A 22,676-nucleotide genomic window follows, 5' to 3' on the forward strand; every position below is an offset into this window, starting at 1 on the left:
CCCCCTTCACTTTATTAGACAGCCTTAATTGCATTTCGTTACAAAAAATGCCGTGAAAAAATCACGGCAATAAATTTATTCCTCATAATTTGATTGTATAGTAAGCCTATCCATAAATTCTTCAAGATTCATTTTTACGGAGATGTCTTTCTTGCTTACCGTTACTGTAACAGCCTCCGAGCCGTGAATATCGAACCAGTTATCCGAAAAGACGCAGTCGCCCTCCTCCAGATCAAGGCAGACGGACTTCGCAAAGCTTTCCGCTGAGAACCTCAGTATAAAATCCTGCTTATTTTCCCTAGCTGTAACGGATATATACGGCTTCTCAAAAGCAAACTCCTTAGGGCGAACAAAAAGAGCAGTGCCGCGGCTTATAACCTCTCCGTCCTTAATAAGGCTGTATTCAAGATATTTTTCACGCTTGTCCTGTCTGGTATCCAGTTGACCGCTCAGCTCGCATACGGCTGCATTTTCAGCGCAAAGCGCCGGAACTTTGATATCCCCGCCGCCCTCCAACAGAACTTCCGCCCTGCTGTTTCTAAGCCGCCAGCTTAATCGGCAGGAAAGCGTTTCAAGAGTTTCGTTTGAAACATTCAGCACAGGCTTCTGCGGATCGCTGCTGTCACATGAGATGAGCACAGGATCATAAAACCGCTTCGCATAATAATGCAGGCCCTTCCAGCGTCCGAAGTAATCAATACCTGACCAAGAGATAACCGGGTTTGAATCGTTTATCTGCCAGTAAGCCGAACCCATGCAGCGCCCTCTGGCACGGCGCATATGCTCAACGTTTGAACGTATGCAGTCTGCCTGAACGAGCTGAGAGGAGTATATAAGCCGCTCAAAGCTGTATGGATACCTGACCATCTGAGCCAGATAGTACATTATCTTCTCATTGCCCTGAGCACATTTCTGATGAGCCTCCATTACCGGCGACATAAGGTCGAAATCACCCTTATCCTTATCGGCAAAAGCCTTTATGGTTTTTAAGCAGGGCAGGGATTCAAAGCCGTATTCAGAGCAGAAGCGGTAATAATACTTTCTGAAATCCTCTATAGGCTTCAGATTATGCCATACATCCCAGTAATGCATATCTCCCGCATGATTTGATGAGGAATTATTAAAGCCTCCGCCCGACGAAGGCGACGAGGGCCAGTAAAATATATCGGGTGAATATTCTTTTACAAGCGACGGTATTATCTCCTCAAACTGCCGCAGATAATCCGCCTTTGACTGAGGATCGTCGGGTATCCCCCAGCCCTCCCAAGCCGACTCTATCTCGTTGTTTCCGCACCACATTCCAAGAGAGCAATGATTTCTCAGACGGATAATATTATCCTTTACTTCTTCCCTTACCGTTTTTTCAAATTGCTCGGTCAGCAGATATGAAGAGCAGGCGAACATAAAATCCTGCCATACGATAAGGCCAAGCTCGTCGCAGCAGTCGTAGAAGTAATCATCGGGATAGTAACCTCCGCCCCATACCCTGATAAAATTGAAGTTTGCAGCAGCGCACTGCTCCAACAGTTTACGGGTACGTTTTTCTGTACACCTGGAAACGATCTGATCCTCTGGGATATAATTGCCGCCCATCGCAAAAATTTTCTTACCGTTAAGCTTAAAGCAGAATTCCTCTCCCCACTGATCCTTTTCCCTGCTTACCGTAAGAGTCCTCAGACCTATTTTTGTAATTCTTTCATCGACGGCTACTCCGTTTTTCATAAGCCTTAAAGCGCATTTGTAAAGCGGCTGATCTCCATAGCCGTTTGCCCACCAAAGCCTTGGCTTATCAATTATACAGCTTATCTCATGATACCCGCCGCCGTTAAGCTTGATCTCCTCACAGAACAAGGAACGACCGCCGGGTGAATAAACCTCGAGAACCGCCGAACCGCAGCCGTAGTTCTCGCTGTGAACAAAACATTTCAGCCCGACCCGTCCGCCCTTATGCTCCTGTGAATAGCGAACGTCAAGTATCCTGCCTTCTGTAAAGCATTCCAACCGCACACCACGCCATATACCCATATCCGGCAGCTTAGGACCCCAGTCCCAGCCGAACATACAGTGAGCCTTTCTCAGATGGGTATAACCCGGCATTGTGGAATCTACTCCCCAGAGAGGGCGCTCAGTCTGCTTCTGAGCTATATATCTGTTAGGAGATAAAATTTTTACCCTCAGCTGATTTTCACCGGCACATAGCAGCTGCTTAACGTCAAACTCCCATACCCTGTGCATATTATCGGTTACTCCGATAAGCCTATCGTTAAGATAAACCTCACTTAAAGTATCTATACCGTCAAAAACAAGCCTGATATTTTTATAGCGAAGAACGCTTGAATCTGCATAAATAACAGTTGAAAACTCATAGTCGTCGTCCGATATACAGGTTGAGCTGTACTCATTTTCACGCCGATACGGATCCTGAAGCCTGCCGTGCTCCAGCAGGGTCTTATATACCGAGCAGGGAACGGAGCACATCAGCCTTTCGCTTCCGCCGCATTTTGTCATAACCCAGTTGTCGTTAAGCTCAATTTTCACGCAGATACCTCATTTCAATTCTTAATAATCAAGTTTTCTCCTTAAAGCCGGAAAAATCAGCCGCATTATGTTAAACCTATTATGAACTTTTTGGACCGTCAAGTCAACTGATATTTTATGAACAAACGCTTCTATATGTTTTTATTGCGTTTATGCCTTAATAAAAAAATACCCGAGGAAGCAAACGTTTCCTCAGGTATATATTACCTGTAAATTATAATTTGATCTTACCGCTGATCTTGCCGTTTACTACATAATAAGCAGCGCTGTCCTCGGGTTTTACATATACCTCGAGTTTTCGTACGCAGCCCTTATTATTAGCCTTGAAATCAGCTCTCGCAGCTTCGGCAACTGAATCAATATCGATTTCCTTTCCAGCAAACTGAAGATATACGGTTTCCTTTTTAACAGCAGGCTTATCAGCCGCCTTTGCTGAAGTTTTTTTAGCGGGAGCCTTCTTTTCGGCCGTTTTTCTTCCTGCCTTTTCAGAAACCTTTTTTTCAGCAGTCTTAGCGGCGTTTTTTACAGCTTGTGCTTCGGTTTTGACCGCTTCCTTTATTGCCTCAGCTTCGTTCTTTACAGCTTCCTTTGCTGCCTCTGCGGTTTTCTTTACAGCCATAATAAAATCTCCTTTCGGTTCAAAACATGCTTATTACTTCTTATCAACAGCCTCTTTAAGAGCCTTGCCTGCCTTAAATGCCGGCACCTTTTTTGCAGGGCAATGTACAGGCTGCTTTGTAGCAGGATTGATAGACTCCTTAGCCGCTCTGTCGCGTACCTCAAATGTTCCGAATCCTACGATTGAAACCTTTTCACCCTTTGCAAGAGTTTCTGATATTGTATCTACAACAGCACATAGAGCCTTTTCAGCGTCTTTTTTTGTATAACCGCCCTTTTCGGCAATTACAGAAATGAGTTCCGATTTTGTCATGATAAAAACCTCCGTTAATTAAATTTCTGCTTGTATTATAGCCTATTTCGCGTTGTTTGTCAAATTTTACAGCGTATTTTCTTATCGTTTTCACAATATTTGTACGAATATATAAAAAGCCGTTGCAATATCTAATGCCTTTTTGTATTTATTCACAGAATATCAATAGCTATTCGGTCAAAATAACAGCTAAAATTTTGAGCTTCAGTGTAAATGTTCCCTATTTATCGGCTTTAAAACCCCTTTATGTCATATAAAAACCACATAAAAAAAGCCATACCCATATGCAAACAGGTATAGCTAAAAGTAATATTATATTCACAAATCACTGTCTGAGATTTGAATAATAAACAACTATATGTCTATTTTCTCCCGTATTGGAATCGACGCCTTTTATATCAGCTCCGTTGCGGCTCATAAGTTCCGCGGCTGAAGCTCCGTTTTTTACGCACCTGAATATCTCATGGCCGTCACAGACAACGATTATCTCGTTGTCAGTTACGGAGATACCGCCCTTTTTGCCCAATACAAGCTCGTCTGACCCGTTTCTCTCAACAGCATATGAAAGCCTTTTTCCGTGCAGGCTGTCAAGCTCCTTTGATGAAGTCCTTTTCTTTTTAAATAATCCCATTGTTTTATGCGCTGATGTAAAAGCGCACTCCTTTCATTTATTCCATAATTACTCCGTTATTCTGATCAGACGGACTGCACAGAGCCTTTGACGCAGGAATAACCGCCAGCGCTTCGCCGACTAGCTGTAAAAGCCCGGCAAGCAGATTTATTTCATCGTCACTAAGACCCTCGGACAGTGCGTTAGCAATAGATACGGCAATAAAATTCAGCTTCTGACCATAGCAGTTGTTCAAAATAATCAGCCCGTTCCGTCATTTAATTTCTACATATTTATTATATGTATGTCTTTCTCTTTCAGTGAATAAAGCAGATAAGACAAAGCATACTAATACAGAAATTATTTTTGAAAGGAAGTCGCTGCAGTTTTGTTTGTATTAAAAACTATTCTCGCCACTATAGCCTCAATAGTCATCATGTTTCTGCTGTCTAAAATGCTGGGAAACAAACAGATAAGCGAAATGAATATGTTTGACTATATTAACGGAATCACAATAGGCTCTATAGCGTCTGAGCTTGCAATATCCAGCAATGGTCAGGAGATCATTACCGCCGTAATCGCTATGGTACTTTACGGAGTAACCGGATTTTTGCTTTCTATCCTGACGATCAAGTCCATACACGCCAGACGTTTCTTTGCAGGAACCCCTTTGATCCTTATGGAAAACGGTAAGATCTATCCTGAAAATATAAAAACCGCAAAGCTTGATACCAGTGACCTGCTTACCAGAGCAAGAAACTCCGGTTACTTTGACCTCTCTCAAATATCATATGCTATTCTTGAAAACAACGGTAAGATCTCATTTCTTCCTAAAAAAGCCTACACTCCCGTTACTTTGAAGGATCTTGGGCAGGAGCCTCCCGACGACAAGCTGTGCGCAAACGTAATTCTTGACGGAGTAGTAATGGAGGATAACCTGAAGCATACAGGAAACGATATGAAATGGCTTTCAAATGAAATGCACAAGCAGGGCTATTCCTCACCCTCGGACATCTTTATGGCTTCAGTTGACGGAAATAACAAGATAACCTTTTATCCGCAATGCAGCCACAAAGTCAAAAAGGATCTATTTGATTAAAGAAAGCTTTCAAGCAAAACGGCAAGCTTTGAAACCGGCATTCCGACTACATTGAAATAATCTCCGTATATTCCGGAAACAAGCAGAGAACCTGCGCCCTGGATACCGTAGGCTCCCGCTTTATCAAAAGGCTCGCCCGTTTCGATATAATCTGAAATATCCTCTTCAGTCAGACGCCTGAACGTTACCTCGGTAATTTCGGAAAATGAACGCAGCTTTCCATTGCAGATAAATGCCGCTCCGGTAATTACCTTATGAGTCCTGCCTGAAAGCGCTCTCAGCATATTTGACGCATGAGCGCTGTCCTCAGGCTTCCCCATTATTTTTCCGTCAAGCACAACCACAGTATCACAGGCTATAATAACATCTCCATTGCACTTGCCAGCCGCTTCCCTGCATTTCTGAACGGCAATAGCCTCGGCAGCGTACTCCGGATTTATCCCGTCCGGAACGATCTCCTCGCAATTAGCAGGACAAACCTCAAACTCACTGCACAAAAGCTTCATCAGCTCCCTGCGGCGCGGCGACTGTGAAGCCAGAACTACTTTTTTACCCTTTAACAGCGTTCGTATTTTCATCGGCATTATGCATTTTCCTTTCAAATTCAACAGACAAAAAGGATTTCCCGCATAGGAGAAATCCCTGTTGATCTAAGCAAGCTTATTTCCACATTCAGAGCAGAACTTAGTACCCGACGTTTCCTTATGACCGCATTCCGTACAGAAAATTGACGCCGCTTCCGGCTGTTCCGAAATGACCGGCTGAAACTCCTGAGCTTCTGTGCTTTCAGGTGCGGCTTCCGACTTAAACTCATCTGACGGAACGAACTGTGGTACAGCCGCCGGCTGACTGCACTCCGCTTCCGTAATCGGAAGCTGCTCGGACTTAGCTGCCTTTACCTCCTGCTTAGTTCCGCAGATAGGACAGAATACCACGTCGGCATTTATGGAAGCGCCGCAGCCTGAACAGTTTTTAAGACCCTTTAAAGTATTGACCTGTTCCTTCATCTGAGATACCTCCGAAAGCAATGCGTCGATCTCAGCGGCAAGGCTCTTTACCTCTTCATCATCTACGGTATCGAGCAGACGAAGCTTTACCGCCCTTCCTATCTCAGTATACTTTTTATTGATTTCCGAAAGTGCGGAGTTGATTCTGCCGTTAAGCTTATTTGTTTCAGCCATTCTCTTAGCTGAATCCGAAACCGCAGTTGCTCCGGAAGAAATTTTCTCTCCCAGCTTATTAAAAAATGCCATATTTAAAACCTCCAATTATATAATTAAATTATTTATCAGCTATCTGCAAATCTTCTGGATCAACAGCCGAATCCTTCTGAGGAATATCCTGCTGTGGAGCAGAAGTTTTTTTGGTAGTCTGTGCCTGATCAGTGCCTGATGAAACTGTCTGTGAAGCGGAAGTCTGAGTTGAAGCAGAAGTCTGAACTTCATTGCTGATTATCGAATTTGCAGGAATATCATTTTCGTTGTCGCCTGAGATCTCAGAATTGCTTATCTCTTCATCAAGCTCCTCCTGCGACATTTTTCCTCTTTCGACTGCCTTTTCGTTAATATCCGAAACTCTCAGATAAGTATCTACATAATAATGCATAAGGATCCGGTCATATGTATAGCCGTTTTCGGCATAAAGGCAGGCACCCCACTGAGACATTCCTACTCCGTGTCCATAGCCGTAGGTAGTAAATGTAAACACGCCTTTTTTGTAATCTATAGTAAATGCATTGGATCTAAGGCCGAAAAGCTTCTGAACTGTCGTTCCGGTGATTCTTACCGAGCTTCCGCCTACGGAGCATGAGGTATGTCCGTCAATAGTCATGCCTCCGATATACCTGCTGCTGTAGCGTGAATCAGTTCTGAACCAATTTTCAACATTATCAGAAAGTGTCAGATCAGTTTTCTCTTCAAAAACCGATTTTACTTCTTCCTCGGTAAATTCAGTTTTAAGCCCGAAATTAGGATCCTGATCGTCATAAGCGCTTACAACAGCCCGCAGATAAGGATAATAAACGTCCCATACATTTTCGCTTTCCGCTGAATATCCCGCAGATGAAGCAGAGTATACGGCGTTGATTATATTACCGTTATAGTAAACGCACTGACCTTCCACGGCGCTTATACAGTTTTCGATCTTAGAAGGATAGCCCGGTTTCAGACCTACAGTAGGTATAAGACCTAAGCTGTCGTTAAAGCGCAGATACGAATAAGCTGCTACTGCCTGAGCCTTTATAGCGTCCTCTTTCCACTCCGCTCCGATCTCGCTGTAAACCATACGGCAGAGAAGTTCATGAGCGTTCATAGTAACAGTCGAACCGGAGATTATATCGTAAACCGTATAGAATTCATCTGCAACGCTTCTGGTTTCATAATAATTCAGAGGCTCGGGCTGAGGATCGTAAAACATTGTATCATCTTCAGGAAGCTCCATAGAAAAGCTTTCAGATTTTTTATCTGTTTTCTCAGCAGCCGCCTTTTTCTTCTCGGCTTTTGAAACGACCGTCATATCATATTCGTCGATCCCGGCTTTTCTGAAATCAATAAACTTTGCCGCTTCGTAAGCGTTGGACGTATCCGCAGCAGCAGCTTCAATATTAACGGGTGTATTATGACTTATCTTTCTTGCAGTCCTGCCGTCTTCAAATGCAGCAGCTCCGAACGATCCTATAACAGCAAATCCAGCAAGCATTATTCCCGCATTTGTCAGCATTTTTCTGATCTTACTATCCATAAAATACCTCTTTGTATTTTTTATTCCTTTAAAAGGCTTATTTTTTACCATCGGTTCTTATGGCAATACCTAATTTAATTTTAATCATTAATAAAAAAAAGTCAAGGCATTTCAAATTATGTCCTGACTTTTTGTAGTTTCTCACAAACTATATTAAAATTATTCAGCAATATTCACAAAACTGATTTAGTTCTTAAAAAATCTCTGTCCTTCAAGCTCCATACAGAAAGTAAGACTTTCAAACCAAGCCGCTGATGAACCTGAACAGTATTTCGGAGCATAGTAATATGTAGCGCCCTTGGAGGCGTCTGCTCCCTCTCCGTTAAGAGCCCTTTTAGCACAGTCTTTTGTGTTTTTGGACGGAGCATTGGTTTTATTGTAATATGACGAAATTGCGGTAAACTGATTAGGAGCCGTAAGAACTCCCTTGATAGAATCAGGGAATCTGCTTGATTTTACCCTGTTTATAATGACATTCGCAACAGCGATCTTACTTGCGTCGGAGCAGCCTCCTACTTCTCCCTGAAGAACGTAGCACATCATTTCAAATTCTTCATCAGTATAGCTTATAACGGATCTTTCGCTGTTATCCGATTTCTCCGAAGTAGTTTTCTTTGTCGTATCGGCAGCCGACGCTGTGGTATTGGTCTTGCTTTCCGTTACCTTCTGCGTCTTAGCAGCAGTTTCCTTAACAGGCGCATTTGCTGTAAGATATTCAGCTATACAGTAGCCTTCAGTTCCGCTGAATTCAACTCTGTACCAGCCATCATCGGTTTTTCCGGTGCAGTTTACCTTTGTTCCTGCGTCAAGTACCGTAATAACATCGCTGCTCTTTGACGGACCTTTTCTCATATTGACCGCTTCCGCTGTATACATAGCCTTAACGTCGGCAGCTTTGACCTTTGAACTTTCAGATTTCTTCTCTGATCTCGCAGTTTCCGCTGAAGCCTTTGTTTTCTCAGTCTCAGAAGTTTCGGATTTCTTTGCCTTTTCAGCTGTAACGGTAGTCACCGCATTTTCGGCAAACTCATACTCTTCAACTCCGGCCTTCCACCAGCTTACAGTTGCTCTTGAAGCACTTGTATATGCAGGAATTCTCTCTTCTTCAGCAGCCTGCACTGCCACAGCGTTATACTCAGTTGCAGCTTTTGTTTCTCTGCCGGAAATTTCGGTCTTATCCGAAAGTCCGTAAACACTGATCGCGCCGATAGCCAGCACAGCCATTGCTCCGGAACCCAGCATTGTTCCTACTTTCTTGATAGAAGGCTTCGAGCTTCGCAAGACTCCCTCTACAGATTGTTTCTGCTTCATTTGTATCACATTACCTTTCCGACAGCCTTATTACCGCTTTACATTCAAGCCGTCTCCCCTGCGGGCGTGAGAGATCCGCAGAGCAAATATATATTTACATCTTTAAGATGCAGTAAACTTAATAGGACCAGCCGAGATATTTTTTATTGTTTCCCCATACATCTCTCCAGCACTTAGGGAAATATATATCCTTATCAGCCTTTTCCTTATATGAATCTACTATTAGATCAAGATTATCGTCGGCAGTCATTTTCTTTGCAACAACGACCCATCTCATTTTGCTTACCTCATTTGAGCAGGTTGAAAGTGAAATATAATCATCGTCCTCAGTACACTCGACATCAGAAGAATACCAAGACTGTTTTCTGACGTTGTCTATCCAGCTTTCAAACGAATACTCGTCGTCGTCAAAATTACGGTATCTCCAATAATCGAAAATCGGCACATCGTCCTGCCGGTCATCCTCAGCAGACAAAAAGCAGCCTATAATAACATATTTTTCGTTGTTATCAAATATAGTATTGAACTCAATTACAGGATACTTCTTAAGAAAGTCGACCCCGCCCTTATACTCGGCAAGATGAGTAAACGAAGTACCGAGCTTTCTCATATGATGTCCGTAAATCGTAATATTGTCTGCCTGTCCGTTTTTATCAATAGGAACTACGCAGTCAGCATAAATACTGCCGGATTCGTAATATTCCTTATCGAGATTTCTTTTCAGGTAGTAGTTGTTTCCTTCTTCAATATCGTCTGTAACGTGCTGAAGGACCGGAAAGTTTATGTATTCCTCGCCGTTTGAATTGACAAAGCCCGGTATCTTAATCCAGCCCACGACTTCATCGTTTCTTTTCAGCAGATCCTTAGCCCAGCTCTGAACCTTTCGCTCTTTAACGGTATTTTCCGGATTGGAATCGCCGTCCTCCGCTGTTCCGCTTACGTCGTTGAGCTTAAGGTCGTCAAAATTCGGTTCATACTTTACTATTTCCTGAGCGTAATTGATCTGCTCCTGATCGCTTTTAAGAAAATCGGTAAGCTCGTTGAGAGAAAAAACAAAAAGGAAAATAGAAAAAATAAATACAGCCTTTCTGATAATCTCTGAGCTCTTATCGCCTTTCCAAGGAATAAAGTATTTTACAAATCTGACAAAAAAATTTGTGTCGTCATTTTTTGAAATATTTTTGATCTCGTTAGCCATAGACATAATCAATCCTCAACTTTCTTTTTTTAACAGAAGCTCACTTAACATTTTAAGCGCCCTCTGCACAGTTGTCAAACGGATAAATTTTCTGTCCATATCTTCATATTCTTTATACAGCATTAAATCTCTGACTTCTTCATAGTCCTTATACCTTACGGAAACGTAAACCGTTCCCACAGGCTTTTCATCAGTTCCTCCGTCAGGTCCTGCAAGACCGGTAATGCCTATTGCCGAATCGCTTCCCGTAAGACGCATTATACCTGCGCTCATTTCCGAAGCCGTTTGCTCCGAATAAACCGTATAGCGTTCAAGCGTTTCAGCGCTTACTCCCAGCAGCTTCATCTTGATTTCCTCGTTATATGCGCATACGCCGCCGAGAAAAATTTTTGAAGCTCCGGAAACCGAGGTTACTGTCTGGCTTAGCATTCCTCCGGTACAGCTTTCCGCCGTGCTGAGTGTTATGCCCTTAGCTATCATATATTCTACTACACTGCTTGTAACAATGTCAAGAGTTTTTGTAACCAGTTTGTTATCTTCGGCAAATTTCACAGTACCTGACCCCCGTTTATTTAGTATAATGCACATAAAAACCGCTGTATAATTGACACATATATTAATATAGGCAATTTATTTAACATAATACGCTGTTAAATTATGGATATTTATGTAACCTTTTTGTTACACTTAAAGCTGTATGTTTAATTGTTTTCATCATTTTTACGTCGGTTTTCTTATGCCGAAATACCTCGGATTTTCCCGAAACTGCGCGATTTGAGCAACTTTAGAAGTCATATGCCGAAATGTGGAAATGTCCATTTTATCGTACATTTTATTTAAATTCGGTTACATTCTTTACCGACGCGTAACTTTTTCAATTGTACAATAAAAGTCCCATAAAATATTGCTGCGCAAAATACATAAGAACGAACAGCAAAGAAAATTTTAAGCGCAAAATTGTTTCGTATCTTCAATTTTACTGTCTGATTTTGCGTACACGTCCGCAAAACAAAGGCTTGCGCCTTTACAGCACATTCGTTTCCTGGAATCAGCGCTAGGATTGAATTTTCGTTTTATTTTCCAAAAATAGAAATAAAGCACAAGCAAAATTCTCTGACAAGTTAAAATGCTTGTCATCTGTAACCCCTTATTTTCCGCAGTTTTACTTTACCATACAACTAAATCACGCTTTATTTTTGATTAATTTTACCGTTGTGTTTTCAACCGCCTTTTGTATCAGAGGTTCATAATCAAAAGCTTCCTGAGCTGCTTCTACCTCTGCGAGTACAGGTTTTGTTTTAGGATGTTTAGGAGTGAATACCGTGCAGCAGTCCTCATATGGCTCGATAGAAGTATCAAATGTTCCTATTTTTCGCGATACCGCAACTATTTCGGACTTGTCCATTCCTATGCAAGGACGGAAAACCGGAATGCGGCAGGCAGCGTCAGTACATACCATTGCGTACATAGTCTGGCTTGCGACCTGACCGATGCTCTCTCCGGTAACCAGACACTGGATATCCTCTTTTTCACAGAATCTCTGAGCGATCTCCATCATAAGCCTGCGCATCAAGATCGTAAACAGCTCTTCGGGACAGTTATCCCTCAGAACCTCCTGTATCTCTGTAAAAGGAACACAATAGAAGTTAATATCTCCGCAGTAAGCTGCGATCTCCTCGGCAAGCTTTTCAACCTTCATTCTGGCTCTCTCAGAAGTATAAGGCGGAGCCTCAAAATGTATCGCCTGGATCTGTACTCCTCTTTTTGCAACCATATATCCGGCAACTGGGGAATCTATACCTCCCGAAAGCAAAAGCATTCCGCGTCCGCTTGAACCTACCGGCATACCGCCTGCACCGTCAAGCTTCAGAGCATTTATAAACGCGTGTTCCTCTCGTATTTCTACCGTTACCGTAACGTCCGGATCATGAACATCAACCGTTAGGTGCGGAAATCTCTCCAAGATCTCATGCCCCAGCTCTCTGCATATTTCCGGAGACTTTAGAGGAAACTTCTTATCTGCCCTCTTTGCATTTACCTTAAAGCTGTTTGCACCTTCCAGCGCTTCCTCAAGATAATCCATTGGATCATTCAGAATAGATTCCATATTCTTTTCAACCATAAGTGCGCGGCAAAGCTTGGCAATTCCAAAAATACATGACAGCTTTTTAACTACCTCGTCCATATCAATATCTTCCGAAAGCGGCTCGATATAAAGTGTTGACTGAGCCCTTGAATACTTAAAGCTTCCGCAATCGCGCAGACGCCTTTTAACATTTTTTACAAGGATACTTTCAAAATTATTTTTGTTCAGCCCTTTAAGAGCAATTTCACCGTATTTGCACAGTATAAGTTCTTTCATTGCAATTTTTCTCACCTTTCAAAAATCCTGTATATTTTTCGTCCTTTATATATTATAAATAGTATAAACCATTTGTTCCTAATATTATTTTATCCTGCACAGTTTTTTCTGCGCCTGTTTCAAGGCTTCAATCAAAGCGTCGACATCCTCAAATCTGTTTTCATCGCAGAAGCTTATGCGGAGTGTGGAGTCTAAGTATTTATCCGGTACCTTGAACTCTTTCAGCACCGAACTTTTCTTTCCCTTTGAACAGGCTGAACCACTTGAAACATATATTCCTTGTTTTTCCAGAAAATGAAGCAAAACCTCGGATTTATATCCTTCTACAGCAATGCTGTTAATATAAGGCGAACATTCAAGATCCGAATTAATGAATATCCCATCGGCTTCTGCGCATTTGTCAAACAAATACCTGCGAAGCGAGTCAACCCTTTTAAATCTTTCCGAAATACTGCCGCAATATTTTTCAGCTGCAGCGCCAAAGCCGCAGATAAGCGGAATACATTCGGTTCCTGAACGAAAGCCCTTTTCCTGACCTCCGCCGAGAATAAATGCCGGAACTCTTACTCCTTTTTTGATATAAATTGCTCCGATTCCCTTAGGAGCGTGAATTTTATGACCGCTTAGGGAAATAATATCCGCAGAAAGCTTTTTTACATTAACGGGAATTTTCAGATACCCCTGAACACAGTCACAGTGTGTTATTATCTGCGGGAATCTGCGTTTTATTACGCTGAAAGCCTTTTGTACCGGAAATATACGTCCTGTTTCATTATTGACAAGCATACAGCTTACAAGACAGGTGCTGTCGTCTGCTGCGGAAATTATATCCTCTGCATTTATATTTCCGTCTGCTCCCGGAGAGATCCTGACAATCTCAAAGCCCCGCTTTTCAAGCTCCGTACAGCACGACTGAATCGACGGATGCTCGACCGAAGTCGTAACGATCCTTTTTTTCCTTTTACCCAATGTTCCGGAAATGCCGAAAAATGCAGCATTGCTGCTTTCGGTAGCGCATGATGTAAAAAATATTTCTTCGCCCGAAGCGCCTATTGACTCGGCGATAAGCTCTCGCGCATTATTCATAAGTTTTTCGGCTTCGACTCCGAGACTGTGTAGTGACGACGGATTTCCGAAGCATTCCATTCCCTTTACGACAGCTTCCGCAGCTTCCGCACAAGGCTTCGTAGTCGCCGCATTGTCAAGATATATCATAAAATTTTCAGTTCCTTTCAGAAAATTTTTACTTAATATGTACTATCCAACAGACTGTACACCGCAGCAAAATATATGATCATTATTTCCTGCTGTTTTCGCACTGCTGCTACAGTCATACTATTTTATTATAGCACAATCTGTCCGATAATGCAAATAAATAAGTATATTCTTAATAAAATACGGCATAATAATTCTGACAAGGATAATATATGTACTTTTTATTGTACTTGTTTTCAAATATGTACAATAATATGTACCAATTGTTTTTCATCATAAAAGTATATAAAAATGTACAGCAGTAATAACAAGTACGTTTATATGTACAGTAAATTCAAGGAGGCAGTTATGTCAGTTACAAGAAGAGGTTTAATAAGGATCTGCTCGTTTGCCGCCGCCGCGGTAGCAGCTCTGGGAGTACGCAACGCTCAGCTTATGAATCAGCAAAAAAACAGCTCCAGGGCGCTTGAATATTCATATCTGCGGGCTGTTGAGGATCTTTCAACTGCCGCTGACAATATCAGCAATACTCTCCAAAAGGAGCTGTATGCCGGAACGGCGGATATGCATGAAAGCCTTGCCGCAAAGCTCTGGAGGGAATCCTCAGCCGCTAAAGCGGCACTATCCCAGCTTCCCGTAGAGGAGCTTCAGCTTGAGAACACCTATAAATTCTTATCTCAGGTAGGAAACTACGCATTGTCGATCTCTGAAAAAGCAAGGAACGGAGAAGAGATCTCAATAGAGGAATATGAAAAGCTCAGAACACTGCATGATTTCTCAAAACGTCTGAACGATGATATGTGGGAACTTGAAAACAGTATTTCAAGCGGAGAAATATCACTTTCAAACGTTGCCAGCCAAACCAGAACAGCGGGAGAAAACGAAAAAGCGCCTACTGTTACCGAAGGCTTCGAGGATTTTGAAGAGGGCTTCGATTCCTACCCTACGCTTATATACGACGGCCCGTTTTCCGATCATATCCTTGAGAAAAATCCTAAAATGACCTCCGGCGCAGAAGAAGTCACTCAGGAAAAGGCTCTTGAGCGCTGTACGCTTGCCCTAGGTATCAACTCGACTGAGTTTACACAGGTCAATGAAGAAGCAGGAAAAATGCCTTCATGGGTCTTTTCTGACGATAAAGGCAGTGTAACCTGCGGAGTTACCAAAAACGGAGGATATATATCCTATTTTCTAAAAAGCCGTCAGGTTACCGACAGCTCCATTTCCCAGGAGGACGGACTTAACGCAGCTGATAAATTCCTCCAGGAACTCGGTATAAACTCTATGACGAAAACCTATTATGAAAACTACAACGGAATACTGACCGTCAATTACGCTTATGACGATAACGGAATATGCTGCTATACCGATCTCGTAAAGGTTTCTGTAGCTATGGATAACGGAGAAATACTGGGTTATGACGCAAGAGGTTTTCTTGTAAATCACGAAGAAAGAACCTATAAAGAAGATAGGGTTTCCGTACTGGACGCTCAGAAAAAGGTATCTCCTATGCTCGAGGTGCTTTCACGCCGCCTGGCAGTAATTCCGTCGGACGCGACTGAAGAGCTTTTATGCTATGAGTTTAAATGTCAGGCGGAGGACGGCTCTCACGTTCTGGTATACGTTAACGCATATACCGGCAAGGAAGAGCAGATACTAATGCTTTTTGAAAGCGAAAACGGTACGCTTACAATGTAAATTCAATATAATTTTTCATCACAGAAAGGAAGTTTTATCATGCCGGCAGATTTCAAATCAAGCAAAACCAAAGAAAATCTTATGAGGGCATTCGCAGGAGAAAGTCAGGCAAGAAACCGCTATACCTTTGCCGCGGGACAGTGCCGTCAGCAGCAGCTTTATGTAGTTGCAGACCTGTTTAACTTTACCGCAAATCAGGAAAAGGAACACGCAGAGGTTTTCTATAATCATCTTACCGAATGCTCCGGAGAAACTATTCATATCGACGGAGGCTATCCGGTTGATATATCAAAGAAATGCGAAGATCTTCTGAAAATGGCTCATCACAACGAATACGAGGAATATGAGGACGTATATCCTTCCTTTGCCGCAGTAGCAAGGGAGGAAGGCTTCTCAAAGATCGCCCAGGACTTTGAAAATATCTCAAAGGTTGAAAAATGCCACGGCGACCGCTTCAATACTTTTAAGACCCTGATGGAGTCAGGCAGGCTTTTTGAAGCTGAAGAAAAAACCACATGGGTGTGCCTTAACTGCGGATATATTCTTGAAAGCGCTCAGGCTCCTAAAAACTGCCCTGTCTGCTTACACCCGCAGGGCTATTTCCTGAGAATGAATATGGCTCCTTGGGGCTGTCAGCAATAAATATTTAAAGAGTATCCACTAAAATTCGGCAGCTGTAAATACGCCTCAGAGAATAAAGAGCTCTGAGGCGTGTTTTTGTACTACGCACCCGTCAGACATTAATTACTTTAAAAACGTAAAAAACGCTTCTGATACAAATATCAAAAGCGTCTTTATAATATTATTGTAATTAATATTTAAATCTGCTGCCGCCGATAAATTCTCTTACAAGCGAATCGTCGGGAACATTGTCAATGCATACGCCGTTCAATTCTTCAAGAACCTCCAGCATAAGTCCGTAATTATCAAAATCCTTGAACTTATGCTCCTCTGACTTCAGATCGCCGTATAAAAATTTCTTATAAACGGAAAGCTCATAAGGGTGAAAGGTATCAATAGAATACTCCGCTCTGTATTTAAACGGCATGATAAACCTGTTTTCTCCGCGTTCTACGTTTTTGAACATTTCTATTGTGCTTTCAACTTCCCTGCCGCGGAAAAACTTATCCCTGATGATACGCCTCATCAGCCTTATATGCGACGGATGAAGCAGTCCTCCTGTTCGGGTCTCTATTCTGGTTCTTACGCTTACATAAACAAAATTTGCAAAGCTGTCGGTAAGACCGGTGACCTGAGGATTAAGAGCGTGGATACCCTCGAAAACTACCAGTTCGCCCGGCTTTCTCTTAAACGCTCTTCCCTTTTTTCTGATCTGTCCGGCAAAATCAAAGTCGGGGATCTCGACCTCCTCACAGTTTGAGATCTTCAGCATATGCTCGTTGAGAAGCGGAATATCCAGCCGCATAGGCGATTCATAATCTATCTCGCCGTTCTCGTCCTTAACAGCAGTTTCAGGATCTATCGGAAGAAAGTAATCGTCCATTGAAATAGTATGCGTTTCAATTCCTCGGCCGTCAAGATAATCCTCAAGCCTGAGAGCGGTAGTCGTCTTTCCTGCGCCGGAAGGCCCTGAAAGAAGAATAATTGGCTTTTTCTTTCTGCTGTCAGCTATGGAATTAGCAACTGTTTCGATTTGCTTGTGATAATTGTATTCGCTTCTCCTTATAAATTCAGCCTCGTTTTCCTCAAGCTTACGGTTGATAGATGTGCAGTGCAGCTTTCTCATACCTGTTTTCTCCTGTTAACTTAATTGATTTGTCCTTTTACTTTATGCTGCGGCAAGCTAAGCCGCTCTATGTGATAAGTATTATATATTATATGCAGCAAATCTCAACTCCGATTATTACTGCTCCCATTTAGAGCAAAGGTTATTTATAGTATCAGTCATTTTTCCAAGCTCCTTATTTGTAAGTCCCTTGCTTGACTGTACTACGGCAGATAGCCTATCAAGTGCGGCGGACAGCCTTTGATAAGCGGTAGACGGCTTCGGCTTTCTGACGATCGCTTTCGGCTCTGCGTTCATAAACTGCCCTGTCGCCATATCAAGCTCTGCCCCGCTGTACGGACAGTAAGCATCAAGTCCAAGCTCTTCCCTGAGGTGCTTTGTAAAAGCCTCAGCAACTGCGTCCTCTCCGTGAATTACAAATACCTTTTCAGGCGCTTTGATATGCTTTATCCATTTGTCAAGACCGCTGACATCAGCGTGACCGCTTATTCCAGGAAGAATTTTTATCTCAGCGTTTACCGTTATCTCTTCTCCGAACAGCTTTACCTTTGACGCTCCCTCGCAAAGACTTCTGCCCAGAGTATTGGCGGCCTGATAACCGACAAAAAGCACTGTGCATTCCTTTCTCCAAAGATTATGCTTCAAATGGTGCTTGATCCTTCCAGCTTCACACATTCCGCTGGCGGAGATAATTACTTTCGGTGTCTTATCAAAGTTAATCGCCCTTGATTCGTCGCTGGTGGTAGAAAGATGAAGACCGCTGAATGTTATGGGGTTTATCCCCTTTGAAACAAATTCCATAGCCTCTTCGTCAAAGCAGGAATCCTTATTTTTATTGAATATGGCTGTAGCCTCTATCGCAAGGGGAGAGTCAACATAAACCGGAAAATCACCGTGTCCCTTTACAAGTCCGCCGTCCTTTATGTGCCTTATAAAGTACAGCAGTTCCTGTGTTCTTCCGACTGCAAATGACGGAATAACAACGTTTCCTCCCCTGTCAAAGGTCGTCTGAATAACTCCGGCAAGAGCCGCAGCATAATCAGTAGGTCTGTCATGGATCCTTGTGCCGTAGGTCGATTCCATGACTACATAATCTGCGTCGTCAAGATACTGAGGATCTCTTATCAACGGCTGATCGGTATTTCCTATATCGCCGGAGAAAATTATTTTCTTGGAAACACCGTTTTCCTCCAGCCAGATCTCAATGCTTGCAGACCCCAGCAGATGTCCTGCGTCAGAAAACCTTACCTTTATTCCGTCTGCAATATCACACATCTCTCCGTACCTGTGAGGTACAAAGCATTTTGCTGCGCCCTCGGCGTCCTGCATTGTATACAGCGGCTCGATCTCCTCCTGACCCTTTCTCCTGCCCTTTCTGTTACGCCATTCAGCCTCGAATTCCTGAATATGCGCTGAATCCCTCAGCATAATATCGCAAAGATTACAGCTTGCCTCAGTACAGTGTATCTCACCCTTAAAGCCGCCGGCAAACAGCAGCGGAATCAGTCCCGAATGGTCTATATGAGCATGAGTAAGCAATACAAAATCTATTTTCCCCGGAGATGTGGGTATCTGTTCGTTTTCAAAAGAATCAAAGCCCTGCTCCATACCGAAATCAACAAGAAATCTTTTTCCGCAGGCTTCGATATAAGTACAGCTTCCCGTTACCTCGTGAGCCGCTCCGATAAAGGTAGTTTTCATAAGATCGTCCCCTTTTTTTATTTAGCAGAATATCCTAAACGCATTTCACAGCAGTTAAACTGCTCTGTTTTTATTATAACATATCTCCAATATATTTTCAATGTGTTTCTTATATTTTATCAGTTTTTCACAAAAAGGCGCTCTTATAGCAAACCATATAAAAAGCATTGCCCTTTTGATGTGAGAATATACAAAAACCGCAGAGCTTTACAGTCCTGCGGTCGTTTGATTATTAAATTAAGGAACCATTTCGCTTGATGTGCTGTCCTGTTTGTTTGAAGCAGAACTATCGGCCTTGCTTGATGAAGCGTCTGTTGCTGCCGACGATACGTCAGCCTTTGATGAAGAATCATCATTCTTATCAGACGCTCCGGACGAGCCCTTCTTTATCTCCGTTACCGTTGAACCATCTTTCTTTATATATTTCTTTAATAGGTCATTCTTTTTGGCTTCTACATTACATGAAACGTACCCGCTTGAAACCTCAGCCTTTCCGTCAGTGGTCAGATAAGGACCATCTGCCTCAAACGATACATAAAAGGTTTCAGTTGACTTTTTCTTATCGTCAAGCTTTACCTTTACCTTGTAAACTCTGTAAACACAGCTATCAGCTCCGCTAGAGAAAATAGAATTTTTTTCAGGAAGATCTGCATAGTAAGTGTTTTCAAGCTCAAAGCTTTCAAAGCTGGTTATCTTACCGTCAAATGAGCTTAAACCTATAATAAACGAACTATTAAGATTATCCTGTTTAAATTCCTTTACCTGCTCCGCAAAGAAATCGTCTAGCTTTTCAAAATCCTCATAAGGTGAATCCGCCGTCAGATATTTACTGTATGACGCTTCATCAACGGTAAATTCCTTTGTATAATATCCGTCGGAATCCTTAGTTCCTACAGCCTTGTAGCCTTCTTTTTCTAAACTCGAGTAAACGTAAGCCTTTATTACAAACTTATCTCCTGCCTTGTATTCCTTATCACTGTCCTCAACATGGAAATTAACGTTTTCCTTTACTATGTCGGGACAGCCTTCAGTGATTACGTCGGTTATCCTCAGCCTTGGCAGTGCGCCCTTTGTTTTAAATTCAATACCCTCAAATACATCAATTTCTTCAAGCTCGGTAAGTCCTTCTACAACAAAATCCTTTTTCCCCGACAGATTTTCTACTATATACGTTACATTTTCATAAGTAAAGTATTTTCCCGAATCGCTGTCGTAAGGGTCAATATCTTCAATATCCCCAACGTCATAGATGTTTATGTAACCCTCAACAGTAAATGTATCTCCGTTTGAAAGCTCATACTTGCTGATTTCATGACAATAACTTATAAACGGATATTTCTCCGAATTTCTGGGATAATCAGCCTCGCCTTTTCCGTCTATTCCGCTGAACTTGACATTGAAATCCTCGAAAATATCCAGCTTAGTGCCTTCATTCAGACCCTTTACCTCTACCTCGAACTCTGTATTCGTAAGCTTTATCTTTGCTTCTTTAAGATCGTCCTCGTCATATTCAACCGTACAGGTTATCTTATCTCCGTTGGAAAGCCCGGAATCCTCAGACAGATCCAGAGTCATTTCAAATTTCCCAGACTTCTTGTTAATTTTCATAAGAGCGTCACGCATATCCTCCGCTTCGCCTTTATCCTTAGCCTTCGTATAAACCTTCAGAAGAGTTTTCTTATCGTTTGAAAAGTAATCGCTGTATTCAGCGTCCTCATCCTCATCGTCTGTTCCTCTGTAGCCGAGATCCCCCAGATCTCCCAGATCCCCGAGAACACTTGACAGATAATCAGACGGCGAACAATTAAGAGCGGCCGTACATTTTCCCAAACCGTTTATACCCTTGAATTCTATCTTAAAAAGCTCCTTAGCGTCTATCTTCTGATATTTGGTAGTATTAATTATAACGATTATAACTACTATAAGAAGAACTATCGCCGCAGCGGCAATAACAGCTAACATTACTTTTTTCTTATCCTTTGTTCCGGAAACCTCTGCACCTGCTGTGGGTACTGCGGTATATTCCGGTGTCTGAACCGATCCTGCCGACTGCTGCTCAGGAATTACCGCTTCAACAGGCTCACCGCACCTACCGCAGAACCTTTCATTTTCGTTCAGCTGACTACCGCATTTTGCACAAAATTTTGGCTGACTCATAATTTACCTCCAAATTTATATTATTAATTACTCCCCAGACAAAAAAATTTATTTTTCGTCCAATTGTTGCCTTTTAATTATATTATAAAAATATAGCTTTGTCAATACATCAAACATACAAAAAAGCCCCTTTACAGGGACTTTTAATATATATTATAACGTTTATGAACAAATTTCCGAAAAACTGAGCTTTTACAGCCGTATTACAGGACTGAATGAAGATATGGAAACTGACTGTTATAAATGAGATATGCCCAGTACCTGATACTTTTACATTCCGAAATAAACTCGTCCGAATCCTCGTCAAGCAGCGGCGCAAGCTTTATTACCGAATATGAAATATCGTCCAGGGTCGAGGATCTTGCTACAAACGATATACGGATATAATACTTTTCCCAGAAATCCTCCAGCTCAGCTACCTTATCTGCCGTTTCCTCCGACTTGTCCTCATGCAGAGAAATTATTTCGTCTATCCTGCTGTAAAGCTCCTCGTTGCTGTTTTTCATTATGCATAGCGAATATACGGATATGCCGATTATCAAAGAAAATATCCCTATGCATATATATACTCTTTTCATATGGAATATTCCTCCGCAGCTTTTATTTGTTTTTTCCGCCGGTTTTCCTAATAAGCTTGTATTTTCCGTCACCGTCACAGGTCATAAGAAATACCTGGTCAAGGGTGCATTTTTCCTTTTTAAGCACGTTCATCAGCCACTTTCTGTCCGAGCCGATAAAGTCGAGAGCGTTATCCGCTATTTCTCCGTCGGTTACAATTAGCTGAGGGGGGTTTTTGCATTTGACATCTATGCCAAGATCCTTAGGCGTACACGGCTGGCAGGACTGCTTCTGATAAACAGAGATTTTTCCTGTTGTTTCAACAACAGCAAGCTGTACCTCGTCCAGATCAAAAACCTGCATACTTCTCAGTGATTCCATTAGGTCGTCTATTGTAAACCTCAGCTTTTTCATTACCGCCTCGTCCACAACTCCGTCCGATATGATTATCTTCGGACTTCCTGAAAAAAACTTCCTGACCTTTCGTGAATAAAGCGAAAACTGGGACATAAATACATCAAGACAGACCAGCGTAAAGATCGGAACGACTCCCATGATCATCGGTATATTTATATCCTCTATCGGAAGCGTTGCAATATTGGACATAAGAATAGTTACAACAAGTTCGGACGGCTGAAGCTCTCCTATCTGACGTTTTCCCATCAGCCTTATAGAAATAACAATAATGAAATAAAGTATTATCGCTCTGAAAAAAACTATCAGCATAAGCCTTCGCGGCTGATCCGTTAGGATACTGCGCTTAAATACGCCTCCGTTTCAATGAATTTTCTGATATGCCATAGAAAAACACA

At 42.2% G+C, this 22,676-nt stretch carries 21 protein-coding genes; 3 read left to right on the forward strand and 18 right to left on the reverse strand.

Features of this window, described 5'->3' with window-relative positions:
* Nucleotides 1-75 precede the first annotated feature (75 nt).
* The 5 genes from ACYQ0H_RS03760 to ACYQ0H_RS03780 form a co-directional block, all read right to left on the reverse strand.
* Nucleotides 76-2,538 (reverse strand): beta-mannosidase, encoded by a 2,463-nt coding sequence (locus tag ACYQ0H_RS03760; protein WP_459811503.1) that lies wholly within the window; start codon nt 2,536-2,538, stop codon nt 76-78.
* A gap of 214 nt (nt 2,539-2,752) precedes the next feature.
* Nucleotides 2,753-3,157, reverse strand: coding sequence for a DUF6465 family protein (locus tag ACYQ0H_RS03765; protein ID WP_459811504.1), 405 nt, complete (start codon nt 3,155-3,157; stop codon nt 2,753-2,755).
* Between the two features lie 33 nt (nt 3,158-3,190).
* Nucleotides 3,191-3,469, reverse strand: a complete 279-nt coding sequence (locus tag ACYQ0H_RS03770; RefSeq protein WP_459811505.1) for an HU family DNA-binding protein — start codon at nt 3,467-3,469, stop codon at nt 3,191-3,193.
* A 325-nt stretch (nt 3,470-3,794) separates the two neighbouring features.
* A complete protein-coding gene (locus tag ACYQ0H_RS03775) occupies nt 3,795-4,100 on the reverse strand; it encodes a hypothetical protein (RefSeq protein ID WP_459811506.1) in 306 nt (101 codons plus the stop codon).
* A 37-nt stretch (nt 4,101-4,137) separates the two neighbouring features.
* Nucleotides 4,138-4,335: a hypothetical protein gene (locus tag ACYQ0H_RS03780; protein ID WP_459811507.1), complete on the reverse strand. Its 198-nt coding sequence runs from the start codon at nt 4,333-4,335 to the stop codon at nt 4,138-4,140.
* 132 nt (nt 4,336-4,467) lie between these two features.
* On the opposite strand from ACYQ0H_RS03780, the gene ACYQ0H_RS03785 reads away from it, so the two are divergent.
* Entirely contained in the window at nt 4,468-5,178 is a 711-nt protein-coding gene (locus ACYQ0H_RS03785; RefSeq protein WP_459811508.1) for a DUF421 domain-containing protein, read from the forward strand.
* Here ACYQ0H_RS03785 and ACYQ0H_RS03790 read toward each other — a convergent pair.
* The 8 genes from ACYQ0H_RS03790 to ACYQ0H_RS03825 all read right to left on the reverse strand — a co-directional run bounded on the left by ACYQ0H_RS03790 (nt 5,175) and on the right by ACYQ0H_RS03825 (nt 14,003).
* On the reverse strand, nt 5,175-5,762 hold the full coding sequence (locus ACYQ0H_RS03790; RefSeq protein ID WP_459811509.1) for a Maf family protein: 588 nt from the start codon (nt 5,760-5,762) through the stop codon (nt 5,175-5,177). The genes ACYQ0H_RS03785 and ACYQ0H_RS03790 overlap by 4 nt on opposite strands.
* Before the next feature lie 66 nt (nt 5,763-5,828).
* The gene (locus ACYQ0H_RS03795; RefSeq protein WP_459811510.1) at nt 5,829-6,431 is read right to left on the reverse strand and encodes a hypothetical protein; all 603 of its coding nucleotides are present in this window, start codon (nt 6,429-6,431) and stop codon (nt 5,829-5,831) included.
* A gap of 28 nt (nt 6,432-6,459) precedes the next feature.
* Entirely contained in the window at nt 6,460-7,917 is a 1,458-nt protein-coding gene (locus tag ACYQ0H_RS03800; RefSeq protein ID WP_459811511.1) for a SpoIID/LytB domain-containing protein, read from the reverse strand.
* A gap of 186 nt (nt 7,918-8,103) precedes the next feature.
* Nucleotides 8,104-9,228: a cell wall hydrolase gene (locus ACYQ0H_RS03805; protein WP_459811512.1), complete on the reverse strand. Its 1,125-nt coding sequence runs from the start codon at nt 9,226-9,228 to the stop codon at nt 8,104-8,106.
* A gap of 118 nt (nt 9,229-9,346) precedes the next feature.
* Nucleotides 9,347-10,432, reverse strand: coding sequence for a class B sortase (locus tag ACYQ0H_RS03810; protein ID WP_459811513.1), 1,086 nt, complete (start codon nt 10,430-10,432; stop codon nt 9,347-9,349).
* A gap of 9 nt (nt 10,433-10,441) precedes the next feature.
* Entirely contained in the window at nt 10,442-10,978 is a 537-nt protein-coding gene (locus ACYQ0H_RS03815) for a CinA family protein (protein WP_459811514.1), read from the reverse strand.
* A 631-nt stretch (nt 10,979-11,609) separates the two neighbouring features.
* On the reverse strand, nt 11,610-12,788 hold the full coding sequence (gene thiI, locus ACYQ0H_RS03820; protein WP_459811515.1) for a tRNA uracil 4-sulfurtransferase ThiI: 1,179 nt from the start codon (nt 12,786-12,788) through the stop codon (nt 11,610-11,612).
* Nucleotides 12,789-12,872: 84 nt separating this feature from the next.
* Nucleotides 12,873-14,003: a cysteine desulfurase family protein gene (locus ACYQ0H_RS03825; RefSeq protein WP_459811516.1), complete on the reverse strand. Its 1,131-nt coding sequence runs from the start codon at nt 14,001-14,003 to the stop codon at nt 12,873-12,875.
* 348 nt (nt 14,004-14,351) lie between these two features.
* Here ACYQ0H_RS03825 and ypeB point away from each other — a divergent pair, with 348 nt between their 5' ends.
* Nucleotides 14,352-15,701 (forward strand): germination protein YpeB, encoded by a 1,350-nt coding sequence (gene ypeB / locus ACYQ0H_RS03830; protein WP_459811517.1) that lies wholly within the window; start codon nt 14,352-14,354, stop codon nt 15,699-15,701.
* Between the two features lie 39 nt (nt 15,702-15,740).
* On the forward strand, nt 15,741-16,343 hold the full coding sequence (rbr, locus tag ACYQ0H_RS03835) for a rubrerythrin (protein ID WP_459811518.1): 603 nt from the start codon (nt 15,741-15,743) through the stop codon (nt 16,341-16,343).
* 169 nt (nt 16,344-16,512) lie between these two features.
* Here rbr and ACYQ0H_RS03840 read toward each other — a convergent pair whose 3' ends face one another.
* From ACYQ0H_RS03840 to ACYQ0H_RS03860, 5 genes are all read right to left on the reverse strand, one after another.
* Nucleotides 16,513-17,448 carry a uridine kinase family protein gene (locus tag ACYQ0H_RS03840; protein ID WP_459811519.1) on the reverse strand — a complete coding sequence of 312 codons (936 nt, stop codon included), beginning with the start codon at nt 17,446-17,448 and terminating at the stop codon, nt 16,513-16,515.
* A 117-nt stretch (nt 17,449-17,565) separates the two neighbouring features.
* Nucleotides 17,566-19,149 carry an MBL fold metallo-hydrolase RNA specificity domain-containing protein gene (locus ACYQ0H_RS03845; RefSeq protein WP_459811520.1) on the reverse strand — a complete coding sequence of 528 codons (1,584 nt, stop codon included), beginning with the start codon at nt 19,147-19,149 and terminating at the stop codon, nt 17,566-17,568.
* 237 nt (nt 19,150-19,386) lie between these two features.
* Nucleotides 19,387-21,306: a zinc-ribbon domain-containing protein gene (locus ACYQ0H_RS03850; RefSeq protein WP_459811521.1), complete on the reverse strand. Its 1,920-nt coding sequence runs from the start codon at nt 21,304-21,306 to the stop codon at nt 19,387-19,389.
* A gap of 203 nt (nt 21,307-21,509) precedes the next feature.
* Entirely contained in the window at nt 21,510-21,884 is a 375-nt protein-coding gene (locus ACYQ0H_RS03855; protein ID WP_459811522.1) for a DUF4363 family protein, read from the reverse strand.
* A gap of 22 nt (nt 21,885-21,906) precedes the next feature.
* A complete protein-coding gene (locus tag ACYQ0H_RS03860) occupies nt 21,907-22,590 on the reverse strand; it encodes a DUF421 domain-containing protein (protein ID WP_459811523.1) in 684 nt (227 codons plus the stop codon).
* Between the last annotated feature and the right edge of the window lie 86 nt (nt 22,591-22,676).

The organism is Hominimerdicola intestinalis (genome assembly GCF_054655215.1).